This window comes from Streptomyces sp. NPDC055025, assembly GCF_053608565.1.
This window is the reverse complement of the sequence record NZ_JBSGVS010000007.1, coordinates 39,456-58,865: the sequence shown is the minus strand read 5'-3', so window position 1 is coordinate 58,865 and position 19,410 is coordinate 39,456. Positions and strand designations below refer to the sequence as shown.

Below are 19,410 nucleotides of genomic sequence, written 5' to 3'. Positions count from 1 at the left end.
CGGTCCTCCGAGGTGTGACCCGGAGGGGATTTCGGGAACGCTCTGGACGGGGCGGCCGTGAGGCGGAAGCCTGACGGCCGCCCCGTTGTTCCGTGTGCTGGTGGCGAGTTGACGACAGGGGTGGGCGGGCATGGCCTTCTGGGACAATCTGTGGCAGGGAAGGGCGTCGAATTTCGATTCGGGGAGCGCCGGGTCCAACTCCATCGAGCTGACCAAGCGACGTCCTTCGGTCTCGCTCTCCAAGCAGGGCGCGGCCACGGGCAATCTGCGGGTCAACCTCTCCTGGCGGATGCGTACGTCCGACATAGAGGACCGGTCCCGGCAGAACAGCTCGCTGCTGCGGCACCCGTTCAAGCTCTTCAAGCCCGATGTGGTGCAGGCCCACACCCAGGGCATGGTCAATGTGGACCTCGATCTGGGCTGTATGTACGAGCTGACCGATGGCAGCAAGGGCGTGGTGCAGCCACTGGGCGACTTCCTCGGGGATCTCAACGACGCGCCGTACGTCAAGCTCAGCGGCGACGACAGGTTCGGCTCCGGCTCCGGCGAGACGATCTATGTCAATCTCGATCACTGGGAGAAGATCAAGCGGCTGCTGGTCTTCGTCTACATCTACGACCAGACGCCGGCCTTCGACCGTACGCACGCCCATGTGACCCTCTACCCGAGCAGCGGTCCCCGGGTCGAGATCGCACTCGACGAGGACGCGCCGCAGGCCCGCTCCTGCGCGGTGTTCTCGGTGGAGAACGTCAAGGGGGAGCTGATCGTGCGCCGCGAGGTGAAGTTCGTCTACGGCTTCCAGGCGGAGCTGGACCGGCTGTACGGCTGGGGCCTCCAGTGGGGGCGCGGCTACAAGACGAAGACCTGACCCGGCGGCCCCGGTGCTACTGGCGGACGAGGCCCCGGCGTCACTGGCGGATGAACTGCGGTCCCATCGGGGGCAGCCGGAAGTTCGGATCGGGCGCGGGAGCCGCCGCGGCGGCGGGCTGCGGATAGCCGTAGGCGGGCTGCGGCCGGGGCGCCGCCACCGGCTGCGGATAGCCGTAGGTGGGCGGTGCCGAGGGCAGCGCGGGCTGCGGGTAGCCGTACGCGGGCGCCATCGGCTGGGTGGGCGGCTGGGCCGGGGGCGGCGGCACCTGCGGCGGGACCTGTACGGGCGGCTCGGCGACCAGCGTGGCGCCGGGATCGGGCGAGGGGGCGCGGGCGGGCGACTGCTCGTCCGCGGACTCCTCCGTCTCGTCCACCGAGATGCCGAACGCGGTGGCCAGACCGACCAGACCGGTCGGATACCCCTGGCCCACCGCGCGGAATTTCCAGCCTTCCCCGCGCCGGTACAGCTCACCGCAGATGATCGCGGTCTCCTCGCCGGTCTCCGGCCGTACGTCGAAGACCGCCAGCGGCTCACCGTCGGCCGAGCCCGCGTCGTAGAGCAGGATCCGCAGATCACTGACATGCTGGAAGCTCGCGCCGTCGGAGGAGGCCGCGAGCACCACCTGGTCGACGGAGGCGTCGAGGGCGGCGAGATCGGCCTCGACGGTATCGGTCAGCGCCTCGCCGACCTGCTTCTTGGGCAGCCGCCGGACCACCCCCGACGGATGCCGGGGCTGGTTGTAGAAGACGAAGTCCTCGTCGGAACGCACCCGGCCGCCGGGCCCGAGCAGCAGGGCGGAGGCATCCACATCCGGGACCCCGGCACCCGGGGACCACCGCAGCACGGCTCGTACGGCCATGGCGTCGAGGGGGACGTTCGAGCCCTTCAGCATCGCGTGCGTCATGCCAGTCATCCTGCCTTCCCGTCACCCGTACGGACAACGCGGGGGCGGCCCGAACCATCCACTACATCAAGGACATGGGCGCGAAGCGGACGAGTTACCTGGATTTCATGAGCCGTGGGAACTCTTGACACCAGTCCGTACGTACTATTACCGGCCACATGCCCAACCGGCCACATCGGCAGTACGGGGGATTCACATGCGTCATTTCGGGCATATCCCGCCCGCTGCCCGGGAGGGTCTGTTCCATCAGGAGCCGTGCGAGTTCACCGCGGGCTCTCCGGCCTCTCTCCTGGCGGCAGCTCTCGGGGCCACGCTCTACTGCCCGGCCACCCGGCCGCGGCTCGCCGACGACGTGGTGAAGCAGACCGGGCGCGGAGTCGTCTCCATGGTGCTCTGCCTGGAGGATTCCATCCATGACTCCGAGGTCGAGTCGGCCGAGGCCAATCTCGTCCGGCAGTTCGCCGATCTCGACGAGCGGGGCGCCGCCACACCGCTGCTCTTCATCCGGGTCCGTGAACCGGGACAGATTTCCGATCTCGCCCGGCGGATGGGCTCCTCGATCCATCTGCTGTCCGGATTTGTACTGCCGAAGTTCACCGAGGAGCGCGGGACACCCTTTCTGGAGGCGCTCGCGGAGGCGGAGAGTGCCACCGGCCATCAGCTCTACGCGATGCCGGTGCTGGAATCGCCCGAGCTGCTGCATCTGGAGACCAGGACCAAGACCCTCACCGGGATCGCCAACGCCGTCGACAAGTACCGCGACCGTGTGCTCGCGCTGCGGCTCGGTGTCACCGACTTCTGTTCCGCGTACGGGCTGCGCAGATCGCCCGATATGACCGCGTACGACGTGCGCATCGTGGCGGGCGTCATCGCGGACGTGGTCAATGTGCTGGGACGCGCGGACGGCTCGGGCTTCACGATCACCGGCCCGGTGTGGGAGTACTTCCGGTTGCAGGAACGTATGTTCAAGCCCCAGCTGCGGCGCAGCCCGTTCCTCGAAGGCCGCGCGGAGGAGCTGCGTACGGCCCTGATCGAGCACGACATCGACGGGCTGCTGCGCGAGATCGAACTCGACCGGGCCAACGGGCTGCTGGGCAAGACCTGTATCCATCCCTCCCATGTGCCGCCCGTCCACGCGCTGTCGGTGGTCAGCCATGAGGAGTTCAGCGACGCCCGGGACATCCTGCGGCCGGAGCGGGACGGGGGCGGGGTGCTGCGCTCGGCGTACACGAACAAGATGAACGAGGTGAAGCCCCACCGCGCCTGGGCCGAGCGCACGCTTCAGCGGGCCGAGGTCTTCGGGGTCGCGCGCGAGGACGTCGGGTTCGTGGAGCTGCTCACCGCCGGTCTGGGCGAATGAGCGGGCTGGAACGGTCCGTGGAGACGGATGTGGAGACGGCTGTGGAGACAGCCGTGGAGGCGTCCGTGAGTGCGGTGGTGATGTCCCCGGGGAAGGATCCGGTGGGGATGTCCGCGGGCAGGGAGGGGAACACCGGGATGGTCTGGTCGGGCACCTGGGTCGCCGAGCGGCTCGGAGTCCAGCTCGCGGGCGGCGAGGGACTGAGGGATCTGCTGGGACTGGCCCTGCGCCGCAACCCCAAGCGGGCCCATCTCCTTGTCTCGAATGTGCTGGGCAAACATGTACCGCAACGGCCTCATGTCGTATACGGGACAGGCGTCGAACTGGGCGAGCGGGTACGGGAACTGCTCGGCGCGGAGGTGGCGCGCGCGGTCGTCCTCGGCTACGCGGAGACCGCGACCGGCCTCGGCCACGCGGTCGCGGACGGGGTGCGGCACGCGCCGTATCTCCACTCCACGCGCCGGCCGGTGCCGGGGGTGGCGCGGGCGGGCGGTTTCGAGGAGTCGCACTCGCACGCCACCTCGCATCTGCTGCTGCCCGAGGACCCCGCGCTGCTCGCCTCGGACGGCCCGCTGGTCCTCGTCGACGACGAGTTCTCCACGGGGAACACCGTCCTCAACACCATCCTCGCGCTCCATGAGCGCTATCCGCGCGGGTGGTATGTGATCGTCGCCCTGGTCGACATGCGCTCGACGGCCGACCAGGGCCGGCTGGCGGACTTCGCCGAACGGATCGGTGCGCGCGTGGATCTGATCACGCTCGCCTCGGGGACGGTGCTCCTGCCGGACGGTGTGCTGGAGAAGGGCCGTGCGCTGGTCGCGGAACACGAGAGCGCGGCGTCGACGCCGAGCGCGCCGGGGGCCGGGGCGGTACGGGTGGAGCTGGACTGGCCGGCCGGGGTACCGGACGGCGGGCGTCATGGCTTCACCCCGGCCCACCGGGCCCGGCTGGAGTCCGCGCTGCCCGCCCTGGCCGCGGCCCTGGCCGACCGGCTCGAAGGCGCCGGGCGGGTCCTCGTCCTCGGCTTCGAGGAGCTGATGTACGCCCCGCTGCGGCTGGCCGAGGCGCTGGAGCGCGTCTCCGACGCGCAGGTGCGGTACTCCACCACCACCCGGTCCCCGGTGCTCGCCGTGGACGACCCCGGATACGCCATACGCAGCCGTCTCGTCTTCCCCGCCCATGACACCGCCGCCTTCCCGGACGGGGACGGCACCGGCGACCGGTACGCCTACAACGTCGCGGGCGGTGGCTTCGACGCCGTGGTCGCGGTGGTCGACTCCCTCGCGGACTCGCCGGAGTTGCACGGCCCGGACGGACTGCTGGCTCAACTCGCCGTCCACATACCGCGCGTGGTCCTGGCGGTCGTGCCCGCGTACCTCCCGGGATCCGTCAACGGCGCCTCCGCCCGCGACGCCTCCGCCCGCGGTGCTTCTCCGTACGCCCTCTCCCCGTACGCCCTCTCCCCGTACGCCCCCTCTTCGCACGACGCCGAACGGCAGGAACCCCCCATGCTGCCCGAACCCCTTCGCGGGCCCGCCTTCTCCTCCTACGCGCCCGAGGACGTGGGCTGGCTCCTCCAGGACCTCTCCGACGTGGAACTGGAGGCCCCCACGGAGGAGCGCGAGGAGGCGATCCAGAGCGGCGGCGCGCACTACGCCGAATCCCTCCCGGTCGAGTACCAGCCGAGCGCCGAGTACCAGGAGCTGTTCCTCTCCGCCCTGGAGTCCTCGGCGGCCCGGATCGCGCACGCCGTCGGCACCGTCACCGAGACCGTGCTCGCCGAGCGGACCTCCCGTCCCGTCCTGGTCTCCCTGGCCCGCGCCGGCACCCCCGTCGGCGTACTGATGCGCCGCTGGGCCCAGCGGCGGCACGGCCTGGACCTGCCGCACTACGCCGTCTCCATCGTGCGCGGCCGGGGCATCGACACCAACGCCCTGCGCTGGCTCGCCACCCATCACGACCCCGCCGACGTCGTCTTCGTCGACGGCTGGACGGGCAAGGGCGCGATCACCCGCGAACTGGCCGACGCCCTGGCCGGGTTCGAGCGCGCCAACCCCCGGTTCACCGGTTTCAGCCCCGAGATCGCCGTCCTCGCCGACCCGGGCGGCTGTGTGCGGACCTACGGCACCCGCGAGGACTTCCTCATCCCCTCCGCCTGCCTCAACTCGACGGTCTCCGGGCTGATCTCCCGTACCGTCCTGCGGGCCGACTTGGTCGGACCGTACGACTTCCACGGCGCCAAGCACTACCGCGAACTCGCCGGCGCCGATGTCTCGATCCACTTCCTGGACACCGTCGCGGCCCACTTCGGGGAGGTCGTGGACGCCGTGGACGCGGAGGTCAAGGAACTGCTCGCGGCGGACCGGGCGCCCACCTGGGAGGGCTGGGCTGCGGTCGAGCGGATCAGCGAGGAGTACGGCATCCACGATGTGAACCTCGTCAAGCCGGGCGTCGGCGAGACGACCCGGGTCCTGCTGCGCCGGGTGCCCTGGAAGATCCTCGCCCAGCGCGGCGCGGGCCAGGACCTCGACCATGTCCGGCTGCTGGCGCGGCAGCGGGGCGTGCCGGTGGAGGAGACCGACGGTCTTCCGTACACCTGCGTCGGGCTGATCCACCCGAAGTACACCCGTGGCGCGACCGGAGCGGACGGCAAGGCGGTGACCGCGCCGTGAACGCCCATACGGTCGTGAGCGCCCGCACGCCCGACGAAGCCCCGGTCCTGGTCGCGAGCGATCTGGACCGTACGCTCATCTACTCGGCCGCCGCGCTCCAGCTCCCGATGCCGGACGCCGAGGCACCGCGGCTGCTCTGCGTCGAGGTGTACGGGAGCAAGCCGCTGTCGTACATGACGGAGACGGCGGCCGGGCTGCTCGAACGGCTCGCCCGTACGGCCCTCTTCGTGCCGACCACCACCCGCACCCCGGAGCAGTACGGGCGGGTCCATCTGCCGGGTCCCGCGCCGCGGTTCGCGATCTGCGCCAACGGCGGGCGTCTCCTGGTCGACGGTGTGTCCGACCCGGACTGGCAGGACCGGGTGGCCGACCGGCTCGCCGACGAGTGCGCCCCCCTCGCCGAGGTCCGGGCCCATCTGCTCGCCGCCGCCGACCCGGCGTGGCTCCTCAAGGAGCGGATCGCGGAAGACCTCTTCGCCTATCTGGTCGTCGACCGCGCTCTGCTGCCGCGGGGCTGGGTGAAGGAACTCTCCGAGTGGGCGCGGGGGCGCGGCTGGACGGTCTCTCTCCAGGGCCGCAAGATCTACGCCGTACCGCGCCCGCTCACCAAGAGCGCCGCGATGCGCGAGGTCGCCCGCAGGACGGGAGCCGGACTCACCCTCGCCGCCGGGGACTCACTGCTCGACGCCGATCTGCTGCTGGCCGCGGACCTGTCCTGGCGCCCGGGGCACGGCGAACTCGCCGACACGGGCTGGAGCGCTCCGCACGTGGACGTACTGGAGGAGACGGGCGTCGCGGCGGGCGAGGAGATCCTGCGCCGCTTCGGTGCCGCGGTGGCCCGGGGCCTGGCGCGCGACGGCGCGCGGGACGGCACGGAGGACAGCTCGGCGGACGACGGCTCGCGGGACGCGGCCTGACCGTCGCGCCGCGCCGTACGCGTACGCTCGCTCCCCGCCCCGCGCGTACGGTCGACAGCTCAAGCGCAGCGTACGGTCGACAGCTCAGCCGCAGCAGCCACCGCCGCAGCATCCTCCGCCACCGCCGGTCGCGGGGGCCGGACCGGGGGAGCCGGCGGATCCGGCCCTGGCGGTGCCGCCGACCGCGACGGTGGAGAGGAGCTTCACGGTGTCGTCGTGGCCCGAGGGGCATGCCGCCGGGGCGGCGGACTCGGACATCGGGCGGGAGAGCTCGAAGGTGTCACCACAGGAGCGGCAGCGGTACTCGTAGCGAGGCATGGCCTCAGGCTATCCGGCGGGGGCGGCGGACGGGAACGGCTCAGCGACCGGGGCCGGATTCAGCGACCGGGACCGGAGTCCTGGCGCCCGGAGCCCTGGCCGTGGCCCTGGTACGGCTCCGGGCCCCGGTACGGCTCGGGTGGCTGCTCATGCTCGTACTGATAGCCGTGACCGTGCAGATGCCCGTAGCCATGGCCATGGCTCCGTACGTGTTCGATCTTGGCGCGCAGGCGCCGTTCGTGCTCCGCCTGCTCGGGATGGCGGGCCCGCCAGTAGGGATTGTCGTGCGGCAGGCTGCCGCTGACTCTTCCGTACATGCCGAAGAACATCAGCAGCAGCCCCACCACGAAGCTGAACAGCACGTTCGGCATATGGAAGGCGAGGAAGTTGTAACTGGTGTCCAGCAGCGCGAGATTGACGAAGCCGCTGGCGATGAAGAGGACCCCGAGGACCATGTTCAGGGTGGAGGCGAGATTACCGCCGACCACCATTCCGGCCAGGAGCAGCAGCCCGACACAGATGGACAGCACGCTCAGCGCGCCATTGGTGTTCAGACCCGCGACCCTGTCGCCGCCGGTGTCGAAGAAGCCGATCTTGTTGATCAGTCCGAGAATGCCGAAGACGATCAGGATCAGACCCATCACTCCGGCGCCGATCCGGTAGATCTGGTTCAGCCGGTGGTCGACGGGGAGCTGTTCATCGAGCCTGACACGCCGCCGATGGGGGCGGCGGAGCGCTTGGGTGGCCATCAGTGGCCTCCTTTGGCGTTCGCGTAGTACCCACCAGCATCCGCCCACCCCGGGCCGGGGACAAATCAGGCGCCGTGCCCGGCCGCCGCGCCGCGCTCCTCGCGGATGTCCGAGACCACCCGCGCCACGGTGTTCCGTACGGCCTCGGTCTCGGTCAGGAAGTGCCAGTAGTCGGGATGGCGCCCCTCCAGCGCCTCCACCGCGCGCTCCAGTCTGGCCACCGAGTCGTCCAGGGGACGGGCGTGCCGGGGCTCGGGCGTATGGCGTCCGCTCATGGCCAGGCGCTGGGCGTCCCGGATCGCGAAGCGCGTACGGTCGATCTCCTGCTGGGGGTCCTTCGACACGGCGTTCAGCCGCCGCAGCCGGTCACCGGCGGCGGAGACCGCCTCGTCCGTGCCGTTCAGCAGGGCCCGTGCCGTACTGAGCAGCGAGGTCGCGTCCGCCCACCGCTGCTCCTCGCGCGCCTTGACCGCTTCCTTCAGCTTCTCCTCGGCCTGGTGGACGCCGGCCGCGGCATGGTCGGGGACATGCTGGAGGTCCTGCCAGCACGCGGCGGTGAAACGGCGGCGCAGCTCGCTGAGGACGGGCTCCACGGCGCCGGCGCGGGTCGTCAGGGCCTGGGCGCGGGTGCGCAGCGAGACCAGCCTGCGGTCTGTCTCCTGGGCGCGCTCGGGCAGCCGCTCCGCCTCGACCCGTACGGCCTCGGCGTCGCGCAGCACCCGGTCGGCGCGCTGGAGCGTCTCCGCCACACCGTGCTGTCCCGCGCCCTGGTTGAGCTTGGTCAGCTCGGGGCCGAGCGCGGCGAGCCGGGCGGCGAGATCGTCCGCGCGCAGTCCGGAGGCGCGTACCGCGTCGAGAGCGTTGCTCGCGGCGAGAAGCGCCTGCCGCGCCCGCTCCACGGCGGGCGCCAGCCGCGCGAGCTGGGTCTCGGCCTTGTCGAGCAGCGGTCCGAGCCCCCGCTCGAACCGGTCCAGCTCGCCCTTGACCCGGTCCAGGTCCGCCTTGGCCTTGGCCAGCTCGCCCCGGGCCCTGGACGCGACGGAGGGCTCCAGATCGTCGCGGTCCAGGTCGTGCGCGTCGACGGCGGTGATATAGGTGTGGCTCACCTCGTCGATACGCTCCCCCAGCGCCGCGAAGTCGGCGACGGCCTTGCGGGCTCCCGGCGAACTGTCCACCGCCGTGATCGTCTCTATGGAGATCCGCAGATCGCGCTGGGCCGTGTCCAGCTCGTAGAAGGAGGCCGCGGCGGCGTCCTTCGCGGCCTGGGCGTCGGCGCGCTGGCTCTCGCCGCGACCGCCGAACCAGCGCCGCGTACCGCCGCCGGCGAAGGTGGCCGGCAGCGCGGCGACGATCAACGGCACCGGCAGCAGCATCAGCGTGAGGACATCACGGACGGCACTCGCCTTAGCTTGGGCTCTCGCGTGCGGCTGTGCGTGTGTCGCCGTCACATCCCTCTCCCGTGCCGAATCCGCCCTGCCTGGTCCATTCTCCCACCAGGTAAGGACGAACACACGGGCCTGATAGTTCGCGCTTCCCGCGCGCGTTCTCGGGGCGGGCGGGTCCGGGCTCCGGTCCTGGCTCCGGTCCGGGGGTGGTGCCTCAGTCAGCGGTCCGCACGGTGATCTTCCCGTTGTCGCTGCGGGCCTTCACCACATGGGCGCTGTTCCTGTCGGTCCTCACGCTGACGTCGACATCGCCGCTGTCGCTCTTCGCCGTCACCGCGTACGCCGTCTTCGACCTGGGCAGATCGATCTCGATCCGGCCGTTGTCGCTGACGGTCTCCACCGTGTCGGGCACGGCGCTCAGCCCGAGGCGCACGGATCCGTTGTCGGACTTCGCGGCGACGGTCCTGGCGGAGAGGCCCTCCGCCGTGATCCTCCCGTTGTCGCTCTCCAGATCGACGGGCCCGCTGGAGTCCCGGACGGTCACCGATCCGTTGTCCGACGTCAGCTTCAGCCCGGTGTCGAAGCCGGTGGCGACGATCTCGCCGTTGTCCCCGTTCACCGTCACGGCCACCCCGCGCGGCACCCTCACCTCGTGCAGCGCCTCGCAGTCGCTGGCGAGCGCCCGGCATCTCACGTCGAGCGTGAGCCTGTCGTCGGTCATCTTCCAGCGCGCGTCGGGCCCGCTCCCGGCGAACACCCAGCCGGCCACCCGCCGGGTCACCTCGACGCTCTTCACATCGGCGGAGACCAGCTCGACGCCGGAGTCCCCGGCCTCGATCGTCAGCGTCTTCCCGCTCAGCGCGAAGGACTTCTTCTCGGCGGGGGCGTCCGACGCGTCCGTACCGCCGCATCCGCCGACGGCGAGTACGGCGAGAAGGGTCCCGCCGGCGGCGAGAAGCGTACGGGTGCGGTTACGGCGTGCGGCCACGGTGATCGTCCCCCAGGGAGTGCGTGTCCAGTGCGCGTCCCATGCGCGTCCTGGCTGTGCCTTCACGGTAGGGACGAACGACGCGCGGACCGATCCGGCCGCCCACCGTCTCGATGGTGGGGATACCCCCCGTACCGCTTCCGGCCCCTCGTAGCGCTCCTGGCCCGTTTGCGGCCGGGCCCCCTCCGCCATGTACGCTGTTCCCTCATCCACGGGTGCGTAGCTCAGGGGTAGAGCGCTGCTCTTACAAAGCAGATGTCGGCGGTTCGAAACCGTCCGCGCCCACCGTGCTGACCAGAAATGGCAGATGTGGCAGTCGCAGCGAATACGCCTGAGTCCTTCCCGTCGCACACGGGCAGCGGGCGTATCCCCTGGAGCGGTCTGCCCCGGTCCGTGTCGGCCGGGATCGAGGACGTACTCCAGGGCAGGGTGACCGCCGCCCACAGTCAGCAGGGCGGTTTCTCCGACGGTCTCGCGGTCCGGCTGGAGTTGTCCGACGGCCGCAGGGCCTTCGCCAAGGCCGTCGACGCGGTGGCCGCACCGGGGGTGGGGGCCTTCCACCGCAGGGAGATCGGGGTGGCGGGCGGACTGCCCTCCGGAGTGCCCGCGTCCCGGCTGCTGGGGTCCTTCGACGACGGTGAGTGGGTGGCGCTGGTCTTCGAGGACATCGACGGCGCGCTGCCCGCGCAGCCGTGGCGCGAGACCGAACTGGAACGGGTGCTCGACGCCCTCACCGGCCTGGCGGAACGGCTCACGCCCGCGCCCTCGCTCGAACCGGCGCTCGCCGCGCCGCGGTTGGGCGGCTGGGCCCGGCTGGCGGACGATCCCCGGGCGCTGGCGAGGCTGCCCGTGGTCGCGCCGGGAGCCGCCGAGGAGCTGGATCTGCATCTGTCCCTGGAGACGCGTCTTGCCGAGGCGACCGCCGGGGAGACGCTGACGCATGGTGACCTGTATCCGTTCAACGTCCTGCTCACGGCGGACCGTGTCGTCGTCGTGGACTGGCCGCACGCCTGGATCGGGCCCGCCTATGCCGACCTGGTGATGCTCCTCAGCAGCGTGGCGCTCAGCGGGATCGACCCGGAGCCCTTCGCCGTACGGCATCCGCTGCTGACCGGCGTCGAGCCCGAGGCGGTCGACGTTCTCATCTCGGCGCAGGCGGGGTTCCTGCTGTCCATCGCCTGCTCGGTGGATTCGACCGCGGATCCGCGGCTGGTACGCATGATGACGGAACTGGGCCGGGCCTCGCTGCGCTGGCTGTCCATCCGTGGACGGACCAAGGGCTAGCGCCGGAGCCAGCGCCGGAACTTGAGCTGGAGTCAGCGCCGGAGCTGGAGCCAGTGCCAGAGCTGGAGCCAGCGCCGGAGCTGGAGCTAGAGCCAGGTTCCGCGGTTGCGCGCGACTGCGTGGACGGATGCGATCTCGGCCGGTCCGAGGGCGCCCTTGCGGCGTCGGAAGGCCGGGATGTCCCGGTGCTGGATCGCCTCCACGTCCTGTAACGAGGAGACGACCTCGACCTCGGCCGGAGCGACGAACACCAGCACCGGACTCACCGCGACCGGGAAGCCGCACGCCCTGGTCAGCACCCTGGACGCCCTGCGGCCCTCATGCCGGCTGTTGCGTACGTACGGGTGCCCGGGACCGCCGTTGACCTTGACCATGTCGTCGCCCACCCAGACCCGGGCGTCCCGGAAGTGCTTGGTGTTGAGGCAGTAGACGCCCCCGGGCCCGATCAGGAGGTGATCGATGTCCGCGCCGCTCGGCAGCGGGACGGAGTGCAGCGCCAGCCACCCCCGGGCCTTGAGCCGATCGAGCTCGGCACCGACGATCCGCTCCCCGGCGAGCCCCTTCCGCCAGGGGGTACTCGCGTCCTGCTGGCCCGACAGCCGCATCAGCAGCCGGACGAACCAGGACGGGGAGTCCGCCAGCCGCCCGAGCAACTGCGTACCCGGACGGTTCAGGGCCAGATCGTCGGCCGGGGCGGGAGGGGACGGCGGCGCGGGCGGCTCCGGCGCCTGGGACGCGAGGGAGACGGAGGCGGCGAGATAGGGGGCCAGCACATCCAGGACCTGATCCCGGTACGAGACGTCGAGCACTTCGAGATGCCCGGCCCTGCGGTCGTACCACGCGACGCTCTCACCCCCGACGACCCCGACATAGAGCCGGTCGTGCCCGTACCGCTTCCACGGCCTGACCACCAACTCGCCCATTCCCGCCCCCCGGTGACGACGTCACATCCCCCCCGTGATGGGACCAGCTTCCGAGGCGAGCGACAAGAAGGCGTCGGGGAAGGGCCGTTGGAGACCACACGCCCCACCGGCGCGGGACGCGGTGTCCGTGACCTAGCCTTCTTGCTGGGGAGGGGACATGGAATCGCTCGGAGACGCCTACCTTGTCGTCGTATGGGGAGGGCCTGTCGTGGCCGCCCTCCTGTGCGGGCTGGTCGTGCTTCTGATCACCCGCTGGCGGCGGAACGCCATCGCTGAGCTGGAGCGGCGGGACCCGCGCCGCCCGGACGGGCGGGGATAGCGGTCCTGGACCGGTGGACAGGCGGCGTCCCGGAGGGTCGGTCAGGGCAGGGACTGTTCCGCCCAGATGACCTTGCCGTCGGCCGTGTAGCGGGTGCCCCAGCGTTCAGTGAACTGGGCCACCAGGAACAGGCCCCGGCCTCCCTCGTCCGTGGCCGCCGCGTAGCGCAGATGGGGTGAGGTGCTGCTGAAGTCGGAGACCTCGCAGATCAGTGTGCGGTCGCGGAGCAGACGGACGCGGATCGGGCCGAGCGCGTAGCGGATGGCGTTGGTGATCAGTTCGCTGAGGATCAGCTCCGTGGTGTACGCCATCTCCCCCAGGTCCCAGTCCACGAGCTGCCGGACCACGTCGGCCCGTACGTGGGAGACCTCCGAGGGGTGCGCGGGCACCTCCCACTCGGCGATCCGGTCGGGGTGGAGCACGCGCGTACGGGCCACGATGAGCGCGATGTCATCGCTCGGACGGTCCGGCAGCAGCGCTTCGAGCACCGCCGAACAGGTCTCCTCCGGATCTCTGTCCGGGTACGACAGAGCCTCCCGCAGCAGATCGAGCCCGGCGTCGATCTCCCGGTTGCGGTCCTCGATGAGCCCGTCGGTGTACAGCACGAGATGGCTGGCCTCGGGCAGCCGCAGCTCGCACGTCTCGAACGGCAGCCCGCCGAGGCCCAGCGGAGTGCTGGCCGGCAGATCGAGGAACTCCACGCTCCCGTCCGTGTGCACCAGCGCGGGCGGCGGATGGCCCGCCCGTGCCATTGAACAGAGCCGGGTCACCGGATCGTAGATCGCGTAGAGACAGGTCGCGCCCGTGATCATCGCGCCGCCGCCCGCGATCCCCTCGTCGTGGTCGATACGGGTGACCAGATCGTCCAGCAGGGAGAGGATCTCGTCGGGCGGCAGATCGAGCGAGGAGAAGTTGTGGACCGCCGTACGCAGCCGGCCCATCGTCGCCGCCGCGAGCAGACCGTGGCCGACGACATCCCCCACCACCAGCGCCACGCGCGCGCCGGGCAGCGGGATGACATCGAACCAGTCGCCGCCGACCCCCGCCTCCGCCGGCAGATAGCGGTAGGCGACATCGAGCGCGTTCTGGTCCGGCAGCACCTGGGGGAGCAGACTGCGCTGGAGCGTCTCGGCCATGGTGTGCTCGCGGGTGTAGCGCCGCGCGTTGTCGATACAGACCGCCGCGTGGTTGGCCAGTTCCTCCGCGAGCGACACATCCTCGTCCTCGAAGGGCTCGGGCTTCTCGGCGCGCCAGAAGTTGACCATCCCCAGGAGCACTCCCCGGGCCCGCAGGGGCGCGGTGACGAGGGAGTGGACGCCGTATCCCAGGACCCGGCCGGTCGCCTCCGGGTCCTGGGCCCGCCAACCGGTGTCCAGCCGGAGATCGGGCACCACCGTTCCCCGTCCGCTCTCCAGGGTCCAGGCCTGCGGTGTGCTCGAACGGAACTCGATTTCCCTGCCCAGTTCGTAGAAGGGGTGGTCGTCACGGATACCGACGACGGCCGTACGGTGCACCTCGGAGAAGCTGGTCAGCCCCGCCGGTTCCTCGCCGCGCAGAACGGCCTCCGCCAGATCCACGGTGGCGAAGTCGGCGAAGCGCGGGACCGCCACCCGGGCGAGTTCCTCGGCGGTCCTGGTCACATCGAGTGTGGTGCCGATCTCCGTGCTCGCGTCGTACAGCAGCTTGAGCTGCTTCTGCGCCACCTCCGCCCGGCCCGTGAGCACGCGCAGTTCGGTGGAGTCGCGCAGCGTCGCGACACATCCCGGCGGTCCGCCGTTACGGTCGGTGGGGCGGTTGTTCACCACGAGCAGCCGTTCCCCGGTGGCCAGCACCTCGTCGCTGGCGACACGTCCCGAGGCCAGCATGCCGGTCATGACCGGGTCAAGACCGAGCTCCGTGACGGCGCGGCCCTCCGGCCGTGGGGGCAGGCCGAGCAGCCGGATCGCCTCGTCGTTGGCGAGTACGAGCCGGCGCTCGCCGTCGACGATCAGCACCCCCTCCTTCACGACGTGCAGCACCGCGTCGTGGTGGTCGTACATACGCGTCATCTCGATGGGGTCCAGCCCATGCGTCTGACGCCGCAGCCGGCCGCTCACCAGCGCCGTGCCGCCCGTGGCCAGGACGAGCGAGGCGGCGGCGGCCGACAGGAGGATCGGGACCTCACGGGTGGCGAGGCTGTTCACCTTCTCGATGGTGATCCCGGCCGACACCAGACCGACCACTCTGCCGATGGAGTCCTTGACGGGGGTCACCGCCCGCACCGAGGGGCCGAGGGTCCCCGGGACGGTCTCGGTGATCGTCTGCCCCTTCAGGGACGGCCCGATGGTGCCGATGAAGTGCTCGCCGATCCGCTCGGGATTCGGATGGGTGAGCCGGATTCCCTTGGTGTTGATGACGACGACGAAGTCGACGTCGGTGGCTTTGCGGACCGCCTCGGCCCGTGGCTGGAGGATCGCGGTCGGATCGCGCGCGTCCAGGGCGGGCGCGATTCCCGGTGAGTTCGCGAACGAGGTGGCGACGGCGAGACAACGGTTGCGCGCCTCCTCGGTGGTGTCGTGCCGGGACACCAGAAGGAGCGAGACGACGGAGGCGCCGACGAGCAGCAGCACGATCACCAGTTGCAGGACGAACACCTGCCCGGCGACGGTGCGCATGCTCAGCCACGCCTGACCACGCCGCCCCGACGGCGTCCGCGGGGACCGGCGTTCGAGCTTTCCTCGCCACCCGCCTGTTCCGCGCGGGTCCTCCGGCCGCCGACTCCGTGGGCGCCGGTCGGAGCGGGCAGTCAGGACCCGAGCCCAGGATCGACCCGTATGTCGGGTCATGTACATACATCTACACCGCCTGTCCCCACGAGGCGAGCGGGCAACGGGCCCACTCCGCCGCGCCCGGCTCCCGGCTCGGCGGCGGAACGGCCCAGCGGTGGAGCGGCTCGGTGGCGGGTCGGCTCGGTGGAGGGTCGGGTCAGTGGTGGATCGGGAGTTCCGTACGCGTCAGACGCTCGCCCGTGCCGCCCCAGCGCAGGGCGATGATCTCGGCCATGATCGACACCGCCGTCTCCTCCGGGGTACGGCCGCCCAGGTCGAGGCCGATCGGGGCGGAGAGCCGGGCGAGGGCGCTCTCCGGGACGCCGTCCTCGCGCAGCCGGGCCAGCCGGTCCTCGTGGGTGCGGCGGCTGCCCATCGCGCCGATGTAGCGGGCCGGGGTGCGCAGGGCGCGGGCCAGGAGCGGGATGTCGAACTTCGGGTCGTGGGTGAGCACACAGATCACCGTGGACCCGTCCACCGGGTGCTCGTCGAGATAGCGGTGCGGCCACTGGACGACCAGCTCGTCCACGTCCGGGAACCGCTTGCGGGTGGCGAAGACCGGGCGGGCGTCGCAGACCGTGACGTGGTATCCGAGGAACTTTCCCATCCTGGCGACCGCGCCCGCGAAGTCGATCGCGCCGAACACCAGCATCCTGGGCGGCGGCGCGAAGGACTGGACGAAGACGGCGAGCCGGTCCATACGCCCCTCGCCGTGGCGTCCGACCCGTACGACCCCGGTACGGCCCTGCGCGAGCATGCCGCGCGCCTGCTCGGTGATCGCGCCGTCCAGCCTTCCGTCGCCGAGCGTGCCGGTCACCGTGACGCTGGGAGATCCGTCGGGAGAGCCGTCGGGGGTGTCCGGCGCGACGACGAGATTGCCGCCCGGTGGCAGATCGCCCGACAGGATCGAGGCGACCGCCACCGGGCGTTCCGCGGTGATGCGGCCGAGGACGTACGGCAGGTCGGGGAAGTGCGCGTCATCGGCCGGCCGTACAAGGATCTCGACGGTCCCGCCGCAGGTCAGCCCCGCCTCCAGCGCCTCGTCGTCACTCACGCCATAGGTCCTGAGCTGCGCCTCGCCGGAGTCGAGCACCTCCCGCGCGACCTCGTAGACCGCCCCCTCGACACAGCCGCCGGACACGCTCCCGTACACCTCGCCGTTCTCGGCGACGGCCATGGCCGCGCCCGGCCGGCGCGGGGCCGACCGCCAGGTCCGTACGACGGTGGCCACCGCGAAGCGGACTCCGGCGGCCTGCCAGGCGGCGATGGATTCGGCGATGTCCCGCACGTGCGCTCCCTTCGCCCACCCCGGCTGCCGGCCCGCCCCCGCGACCGGACAGGACCTAAGCGCCACCCTAGGTCGCTGTCGGCGTTCCGCACTCCGGAGAGCTGCCGGGGAGAGGAGCGGAGGGACGAAGGGAGCGCCGCCTGACATCGGGAGATGTCAGGCCGGTCCGGTGGCACCTCCCCGGGTGACGGTGAACCGCGCGTGCAGCTCGCGGGTGTGGTCGACCCTCCGTACCGGACCCGTCAGCCTGGCGGTGGCGGTGAGCCGGACATCGGCGCTGGACGCCCCCAGCCGTAGCTCCAGCTCGCCCGGCTCGACCATCCGGCGCCCGTCGCGGCCGGTGAAGGAGGCGAGATCGGCCGGTACGGTCACCGCGACCGAGGCCCGCTCGTCCGGCTCCAGCGGGACCCGGACATAGCCGATCAGCCGTTGGACCGGCTGTACGACCGAGGCGACGGGGTCGCGCAGATAGAGCTGGACCACCTCGGTGCCCGCCCGGCCGCCGGTGTTGCGGACGGTGAAGGACAGCTCCAGGGAGCCGTCCGTACCGGCCGTACCGGTCGCCACCAGGCCGGACCAGTCGAACGACGTGTACGTCAGACCGTGCCCGAACGCGAACGCCGGGGTGGGATCGATGCTGGAGACCTCGCTGACCCGGGCCAGCGGCGCCGCCAGATAGGTGGACGGCTGGGCGCCCGGGAGCCGGGGAACGCTCACGGGGAGCCGGCCCGACGGGCTGATCCGTCCGCTGAGCACCCCCGCGACGGCGGATGTGCCCTCCTGCCCGGGGAAGAAGGCCTGCACGACGGCGGCTGCCTCGCCGGCCGCCCGGCCCAGGGCGTACGGCCGTCCCGCCAGCAGGGTCACCACCAGTGGTGTCCCGGTGCCGTCGAGCGCGTCGAGCAGGGTTTCGAGGAGCTGTCCCTGTACGCCGGGCAGCCCGAGGTCCTCGGCGTCGCAGCCCTCCCCGCTCGTACCCCGCCCGAAGAGTCCGGCCCGGTCGCCGAGGGCCACGACGACCACGTCCGCGTCGCGGGCCGCCCGTACGGCCGCCGGGAAACCGGAGGTGTCGGGCGAGTCGACACCCGCGCCGGGCACGGTGACGATCTCGCTCCCGGGGAACTCGGCGGCGAGGGCCTCCCGGAGGGTGGGCAGCTCGATACCGACGGGGGTGTCCGGGTGCTGGGAGCCGACATGGACGGGGAAGGAGTAGCAGCCCAGCACGGCGGTGGGGGTCTCGCCCTGAGGCCCGATCAGCGCGATACGGAGGCCCCCGGAGCCGGACGAAACCGAGTCGGACGAACCAGTGCCGGACGAACCGGAGGCGGACGAACCCGAGTCGGACGCACCGGACTCCGGCGGTCCCGCGGCCGGCCCGGCCGTCAGCGGAAGCGTGCCGTCGTTGCGCAGCAGGATGACCGACCGCTCCGCGAGGCGGCGCGAGATCTCCTGCCGCGCCGGGGAATCGAGGTCCACCGTGCCGCGCAGCGCGGCCGTGTCGTCGTACGGCGCCCGGCCGGCCAGGGCCGGGGGCACCGGGCTCCACTCCGGGTCCAGCAGCCCCAGCTCCGCCTTCTGGGTCAGTACGCGCCGCAGCGCGCGGTCGATCAGCTCCCGCGGCACCTCCCCGGCCGCGATCGCGTCCCGCAGCGGCCGGCCGAACGTCTTCACCGTGGGCAGTTCGACGTCCACGCCCGCCGTGAGGGCCGCCGCGGCGGCGCCGCCCCAGTCGGCGGCCACCCCGTGCAGGGTCTTGAGGAAGGCGATACCGAAGTAGTCGGCCACCACCGTGCCCTCGAAGCCCCAGGTGTCCCTGAGCAGTCCGGTCAGCAGTTCCTCGTCGGCCGCGCCCGGCACCCCGTCGGTGTCGGTGTACGCGTGCATGACGGACCGTACGCCGCTCTCCCGTACCGCCATCTCGAACGGCGGCAGGATCACATCGGCCCGTTCCCTGGCGCCCATGCTCACCGGGGCGAGATTGCGTCCGCCCCGCGAGGCGGAGTAGCCCGCGAAGTGTTTGAGGGTCGCCACGATCCCGGCGGACTCCAGGCCCTGGATATAGGCGGTGGCGACCGTACCGACCAGATACGGGTCCTCGCCGATGGTCTCCTCGACCCGGCCCCAGCGGGCGTCGCGCACCACGTCGAGTACGGGGGCCAGCCCCTGGTGCAGTCCGACCGACCGCATGTCGCGGCCGATCGCGCCCGCCATCTCCCGTACCAGTTCCGGGTCGAAGGACGCGCCCCAGGAGAGCGGGACGGGATAGGTGGTGGCGCCCCAGGCCGCGAAGCCGGCCAGACACTCGTCATGGGCCATCGCCGGGATGGAGAAGCGGTTGGCGGCGACGATCCGTTCCTGGGTGCGCATCAGCGACAGCGCGCCGAGCGCCGGGTCGACGGGGACCGTGCCGAAGGGTCTGGTCAACTGGCCGAGCCCGTGCGGGAGGAGTTCGTCGAGCGAGGGCGGCCGGTCCATGTCGTGCTGGTGCGGGGCGACTTCGGCGCCGTCGGCGGAGGCCCCCGCCCACAGGCCGTAGAGCTGGGCGAGTTTCTCCTCCGTCGTCATCGCGGAGATCAGATACGCGACCCGCTCCGCGCGGCGCCGCTCAAGGACGGCGGCCGTGTC

At 71.5% G+C, this 19,410-nt stretch carries 15 protein-coding genes and 1 tRNA gene; 7 read left to right on the top strand and 9 right to left on the bottom strand.

Annotation, left to right across the window (positions count from 1 at the left end; genetic code table 11):
* The first annotated feature begins 130 nt into the window (after nucleotides 1-130).
* The gene (locus ACWGDX_RS06680) at nucleotides 131-868 is read left to right on the top strand and encodes a TerD family protein (protein ID WP_453622891.1); all 738 of its coding nucleotides are present in this window, start codon (nucleotides 131-133) and stop codon (nucleotides 866-868) included.
* Nucleotides 869-908: 40 nt separating this feature from the next.
* Here ACWGDX_RS06680 and ACWGDX_RS06675 read toward each other — a convergent pair whose 3' ends face one another.
* Nucleotides 909-1,775, bottom strand: coding sequence for a TerD family protein (locus ACWGDX_RS06675; protein ID WP_453622890.1), 867 nt, complete (start codon nucleotides 1,773-1,775; stop codon nucleotides 909-911).
* Nucleotides 1,776-1,971: 196 nt separating this feature from the next.
* On the opposite strand from ACWGDX_RS06675, the gene ACWGDX_RS06670 reads away from it, so the two are divergent.
* The 3 genes from ACWGDX_RS06670 to ACWGDX_RS06660 all read left to right on the top strand — a co-directional run bounded on the left by ACWGDX_RS06670 (nucleotide 1,972) and on the right by ACWGDX_RS06660 (nucleotide 6,724).
* Entirely contained in the window at nucleotides 1,972-3,135 is a 1,164-nt protein-coding gene (locus tag ACWGDX_RS06670) for an HpcH/HpaI aldolase/citrate lyase family protein (protein ID WP_453622888.1), read from the top strand.
* Between the two features lie 137 nt (nucleotides 3,136-3,272).
* Entirely contained in the window at nucleotides 3,273-5,807 is a 2,535-nt protein-coding gene (locus tag ACWGDX_RS06665; protein WP_453623036.1) for a phosphoribosyltransferase, read from the top strand.
* 14 nt (nucleotides 5,808-5,821) lie between these two features.
* Complete coding sequence (locus ACWGDX_RS06660; protein WP_453622886.1) at nucleotides 5,822-6,724, top strand: HAD family hydrolase; 903 nt, start codon at nucleotides 5,822-5,824, stop codon at nucleotides 6,722-6,724.
* Nucleotides 6,725-6,808: 84 nt separating this feature from the next.
* On the opposite strand, the gene ACWGDX_RS06655 is transcribed toward ACWGDX_RS06660, so the two are convergent.
* The 4 genes from ACWGDX_RS06655 to ACWGDX_RS06640 form a co-directional block, all read right to left on the bottom strand.
* The gene (locus tag ACWGDX_RS06655; RefSeq protein ID WP_453622884.1) at nucleotides 6,809-7,042 is read right to left on the bottom strand and encodes an FmdB family zinc ribbon protein; all 234 of its coding nucleotides are present in this window, start codon (nucleotides 7,040-7,042) and stop codon (nucleotides 6,809-6,811) included.
* 59 nt (nucleotides 7,043-7,101) lie between these two features.
* Entirely contained in the window at nucleotides 7,102-7,791 is a 690-nt protein-coding gene (locus ACWGDX_RS06650; RefSeq protein WP_453622882.1) for a DUF4383 domain-containing protein, read from the bottom strand.
* A gap of 65 nt (nucleotides 7,792-7,856) precedes the next feature.
* A complete protein-coding gene (locus tag ACWGDX_RS06645) occupies nucleotides 7,857-9,239 on the bottom strand; it encodes a hypothetical protein (RefSeq protein ID WP_453622880.1) in 1,383 nt (460 codons plus the stop codon).
* Between the two features lie 151 nt (nucleotides 9,240-9,390).
* Nucleotides 9,391-10,164 carry a DUF4097 family beta strand repeat-containing protein gene (locus ACWGDX_RS06640; RefSeq protein WP_453622878.1) on the bottom strand — a complete coding sequence of 258 codons (774 nt, stop codon included), beginning with the start codon at nucleotides 10,162-10,164 and terminating at the stop codon, nucleotides 9,391-9,393.
* Between the two features lie 213 nt (nucleotides 10,165-10,377).
* Between ACWGDX_RS06640 and ACWGDX_RS06635 the strand changes: the two genes are divergently transcribed.
* Both ACWGDX_RS06635 and ACWGDX_RS06630 read left to right on the top strand, forming a co-directional pair.
* A tRNA-Val gene (locus ACWGDX_RS06635) sits at nucleotides 10,378-10,449 on the top strand.
* A gap of 15 nt (nucleotides 10,450-10,464) precedes the next feature.
* Nucleotides 10,465-11,448 carry a phosphotransferase family protein gene (locus ACWGDX_RS06630; RefSeq protein ID WP_453622876.1) on the top strand — a complete coding sequence of 328 codons (984 nt, stop codon included), beginning with the start codon at nucleotides 10,465-10,467 and terminating at the stop codon, nucleotides 11,446-11,448.
* 86 nt (nucleotides 11,449-11,534) lie between these two features.
* Here ACWGDX_RS06630 and ACWGDX_RS06625 read toward each other — a convergent pair whose 3' ends face one another.
* On the bottom strand, nucleotides 11,535-12,371 hold the full coding sequence (locus tag ACWGDX_RS06625; protein ID WP_453622874.1) for a nuclease-related domain-containing protein: 837 nt from the start codon (nucleotides 12,369-12,371) through the stop codon (nucleotides 11,535-11,537).
* A gap of 157 nt (nucleotides 12,372-12,528) precedes the next feature.
* Between ACWGDX_RS06625 and ACWGDX_RS06620 the strand changes: the two genes are divergently transcribed.
* Nucleotides 12,529-12,690, top strand: a complete 162-nt coding sequence (locus tag ACWGDX_RS06620) for a cytochrome c-type biogenesis protein (RefSeq protein WP_383033225.1) — start codon at nucleotides 12,529-12,531, stop codon at nucleotides 12,688-12,690.
* 41 nt (nucleotides 12,691-12,731) lie between these two features.
* On the opposite strand, the gene ACWGDX_RS06615 is transcribed toward ACWGDX_RS06620, so the two are convergent.
* From ACWGDX_RS06615 to ACWGDX_RS06605, 3 genes are all read right to left on the bottom strand, one after another.
* Nucleotides 12,732-15,515: a SpoIIE family protein phosphatase gene (locus ACWGDX_RS06615; RefSeq protein WP_453622872.1), complete on the bottom strand. Its 2,784-nt coding sequence runs from the start codon at nucleotides 15,513-15,515 to the stop codon at nucleotides 12,732-12,734.
* A 139-nt stretch (nucleotides 15,516-15,654) separates the two neighbouring features.
* Nucleotides 15,655-16,785 (bottom strand): XdhC family protein, encoded by a 1,131-nt coding sequence (locus ACWGDX_RS06610; RefSeq protein ID WP_453622870.1) that lies wholly within the window; start codon nucleotides 16,783-16,785, stop codon nucleotides 15,655-15,657.
* Nucleotides 16,786-16,941: 156 nt separating this feature from the next.
* Nucleotides 16,942-19,350, bottom strand: coding sequence for a beta-glucosidase (locus ACWGDX_RS06605; protein WP_453623034.1), 2,409 nt, complete (start codon nucleotides 19,348-19,350; stop codon nucleotides 16,942-16,944).
* Nucleotides 19,351-19,410 lie beyond the last annotated feature (60 nt).

Excerpts from the sequence above, each read along its gene's own strand:
- ACWGDX_RS06680 (WP_453622891.1), top strand. The coding sequence starts at position 131 with ATGGCCTTCTGGGACAATCTGTGGCAGGGAAGGGCGTCGAATTTCGAT.
- ACWGDX_RS06675 (WP_453622890.1), bottom strand. The coding sequence starts at position 1,775 with ATGACGCACGCGATGCTGAAGGGCTCGAACGTCCCCCTCGACGCCATG.
- ACWGDX_RS06670 (WP_453622888.1), top strand. The coding sequence starts at position 1,972 with ATGCGTCATTTCGGGCATATCCCGCCCGCTGCCCGGGAGGGTCTGTTC.
- ACWGDX_RS06665 (WP_453623036.1), top strand. The coding sequence starts at position 3,273 with ATGGTCTGGTCGGGCACCTGGGTCGCCGAGCGGCTCGGAGTCCAGCTC.
- ACWGDX_RS06655 (WP_453622884.1), bottom strand. The coding sequence starts at position 7,042 with ATGCCTCGCTACGAGTACCGCTGCCGCTCCTGTGGTGACACCTTCGAG.
- ACWGDX_RS06650 (WP_453622882.1), bottom strand. The coding sequence starts at position 7,791 with ATGGCCACCCAAGCGCTCCGCCGCCCCCATCGGCGGCGTGTCAGGCTC.
- ACWGDX_RS06630 (WP_453622876.1), top strand. The coding sequence starts at position 10,465 with ATGGCAGATGTGGCAGTCGCAGCGAATACGCCTGAGTCCTTCCCGTCG.
- ACWGDX_RS06625 (WP_453622874.1), bottom strand. The coding sequence starts at position 12,371 with ATGGGCGAGTTGGTGGTCAGGCCGTGGAAGCGGTACGGGCACGACCGG.
- ACWGDX_RS06620 (WP_383033225.1), top strand. The coding sequence starts at position 12,529 with ATGGAATCGCTCGGAGACGCCTACCTTGTCGTCGTATGGGGAGGGCCT.
- ACWGDX_RS06615 (WP_453622872.1), bottom strand. The coding sequence starts at position 15,515 with ATGACCCGACATACGGGTCGATCCTGGGCTCGGGTCCTGACTGCCCGC.
- ACWGDX_RS06605 (WP_453623034.1), bottom strand. The coding sequence starts at position 19,350 with ATGACGACGGAGGAGAAACTCGCCCAGCTCTACGGCCTGTGGGCGGGG.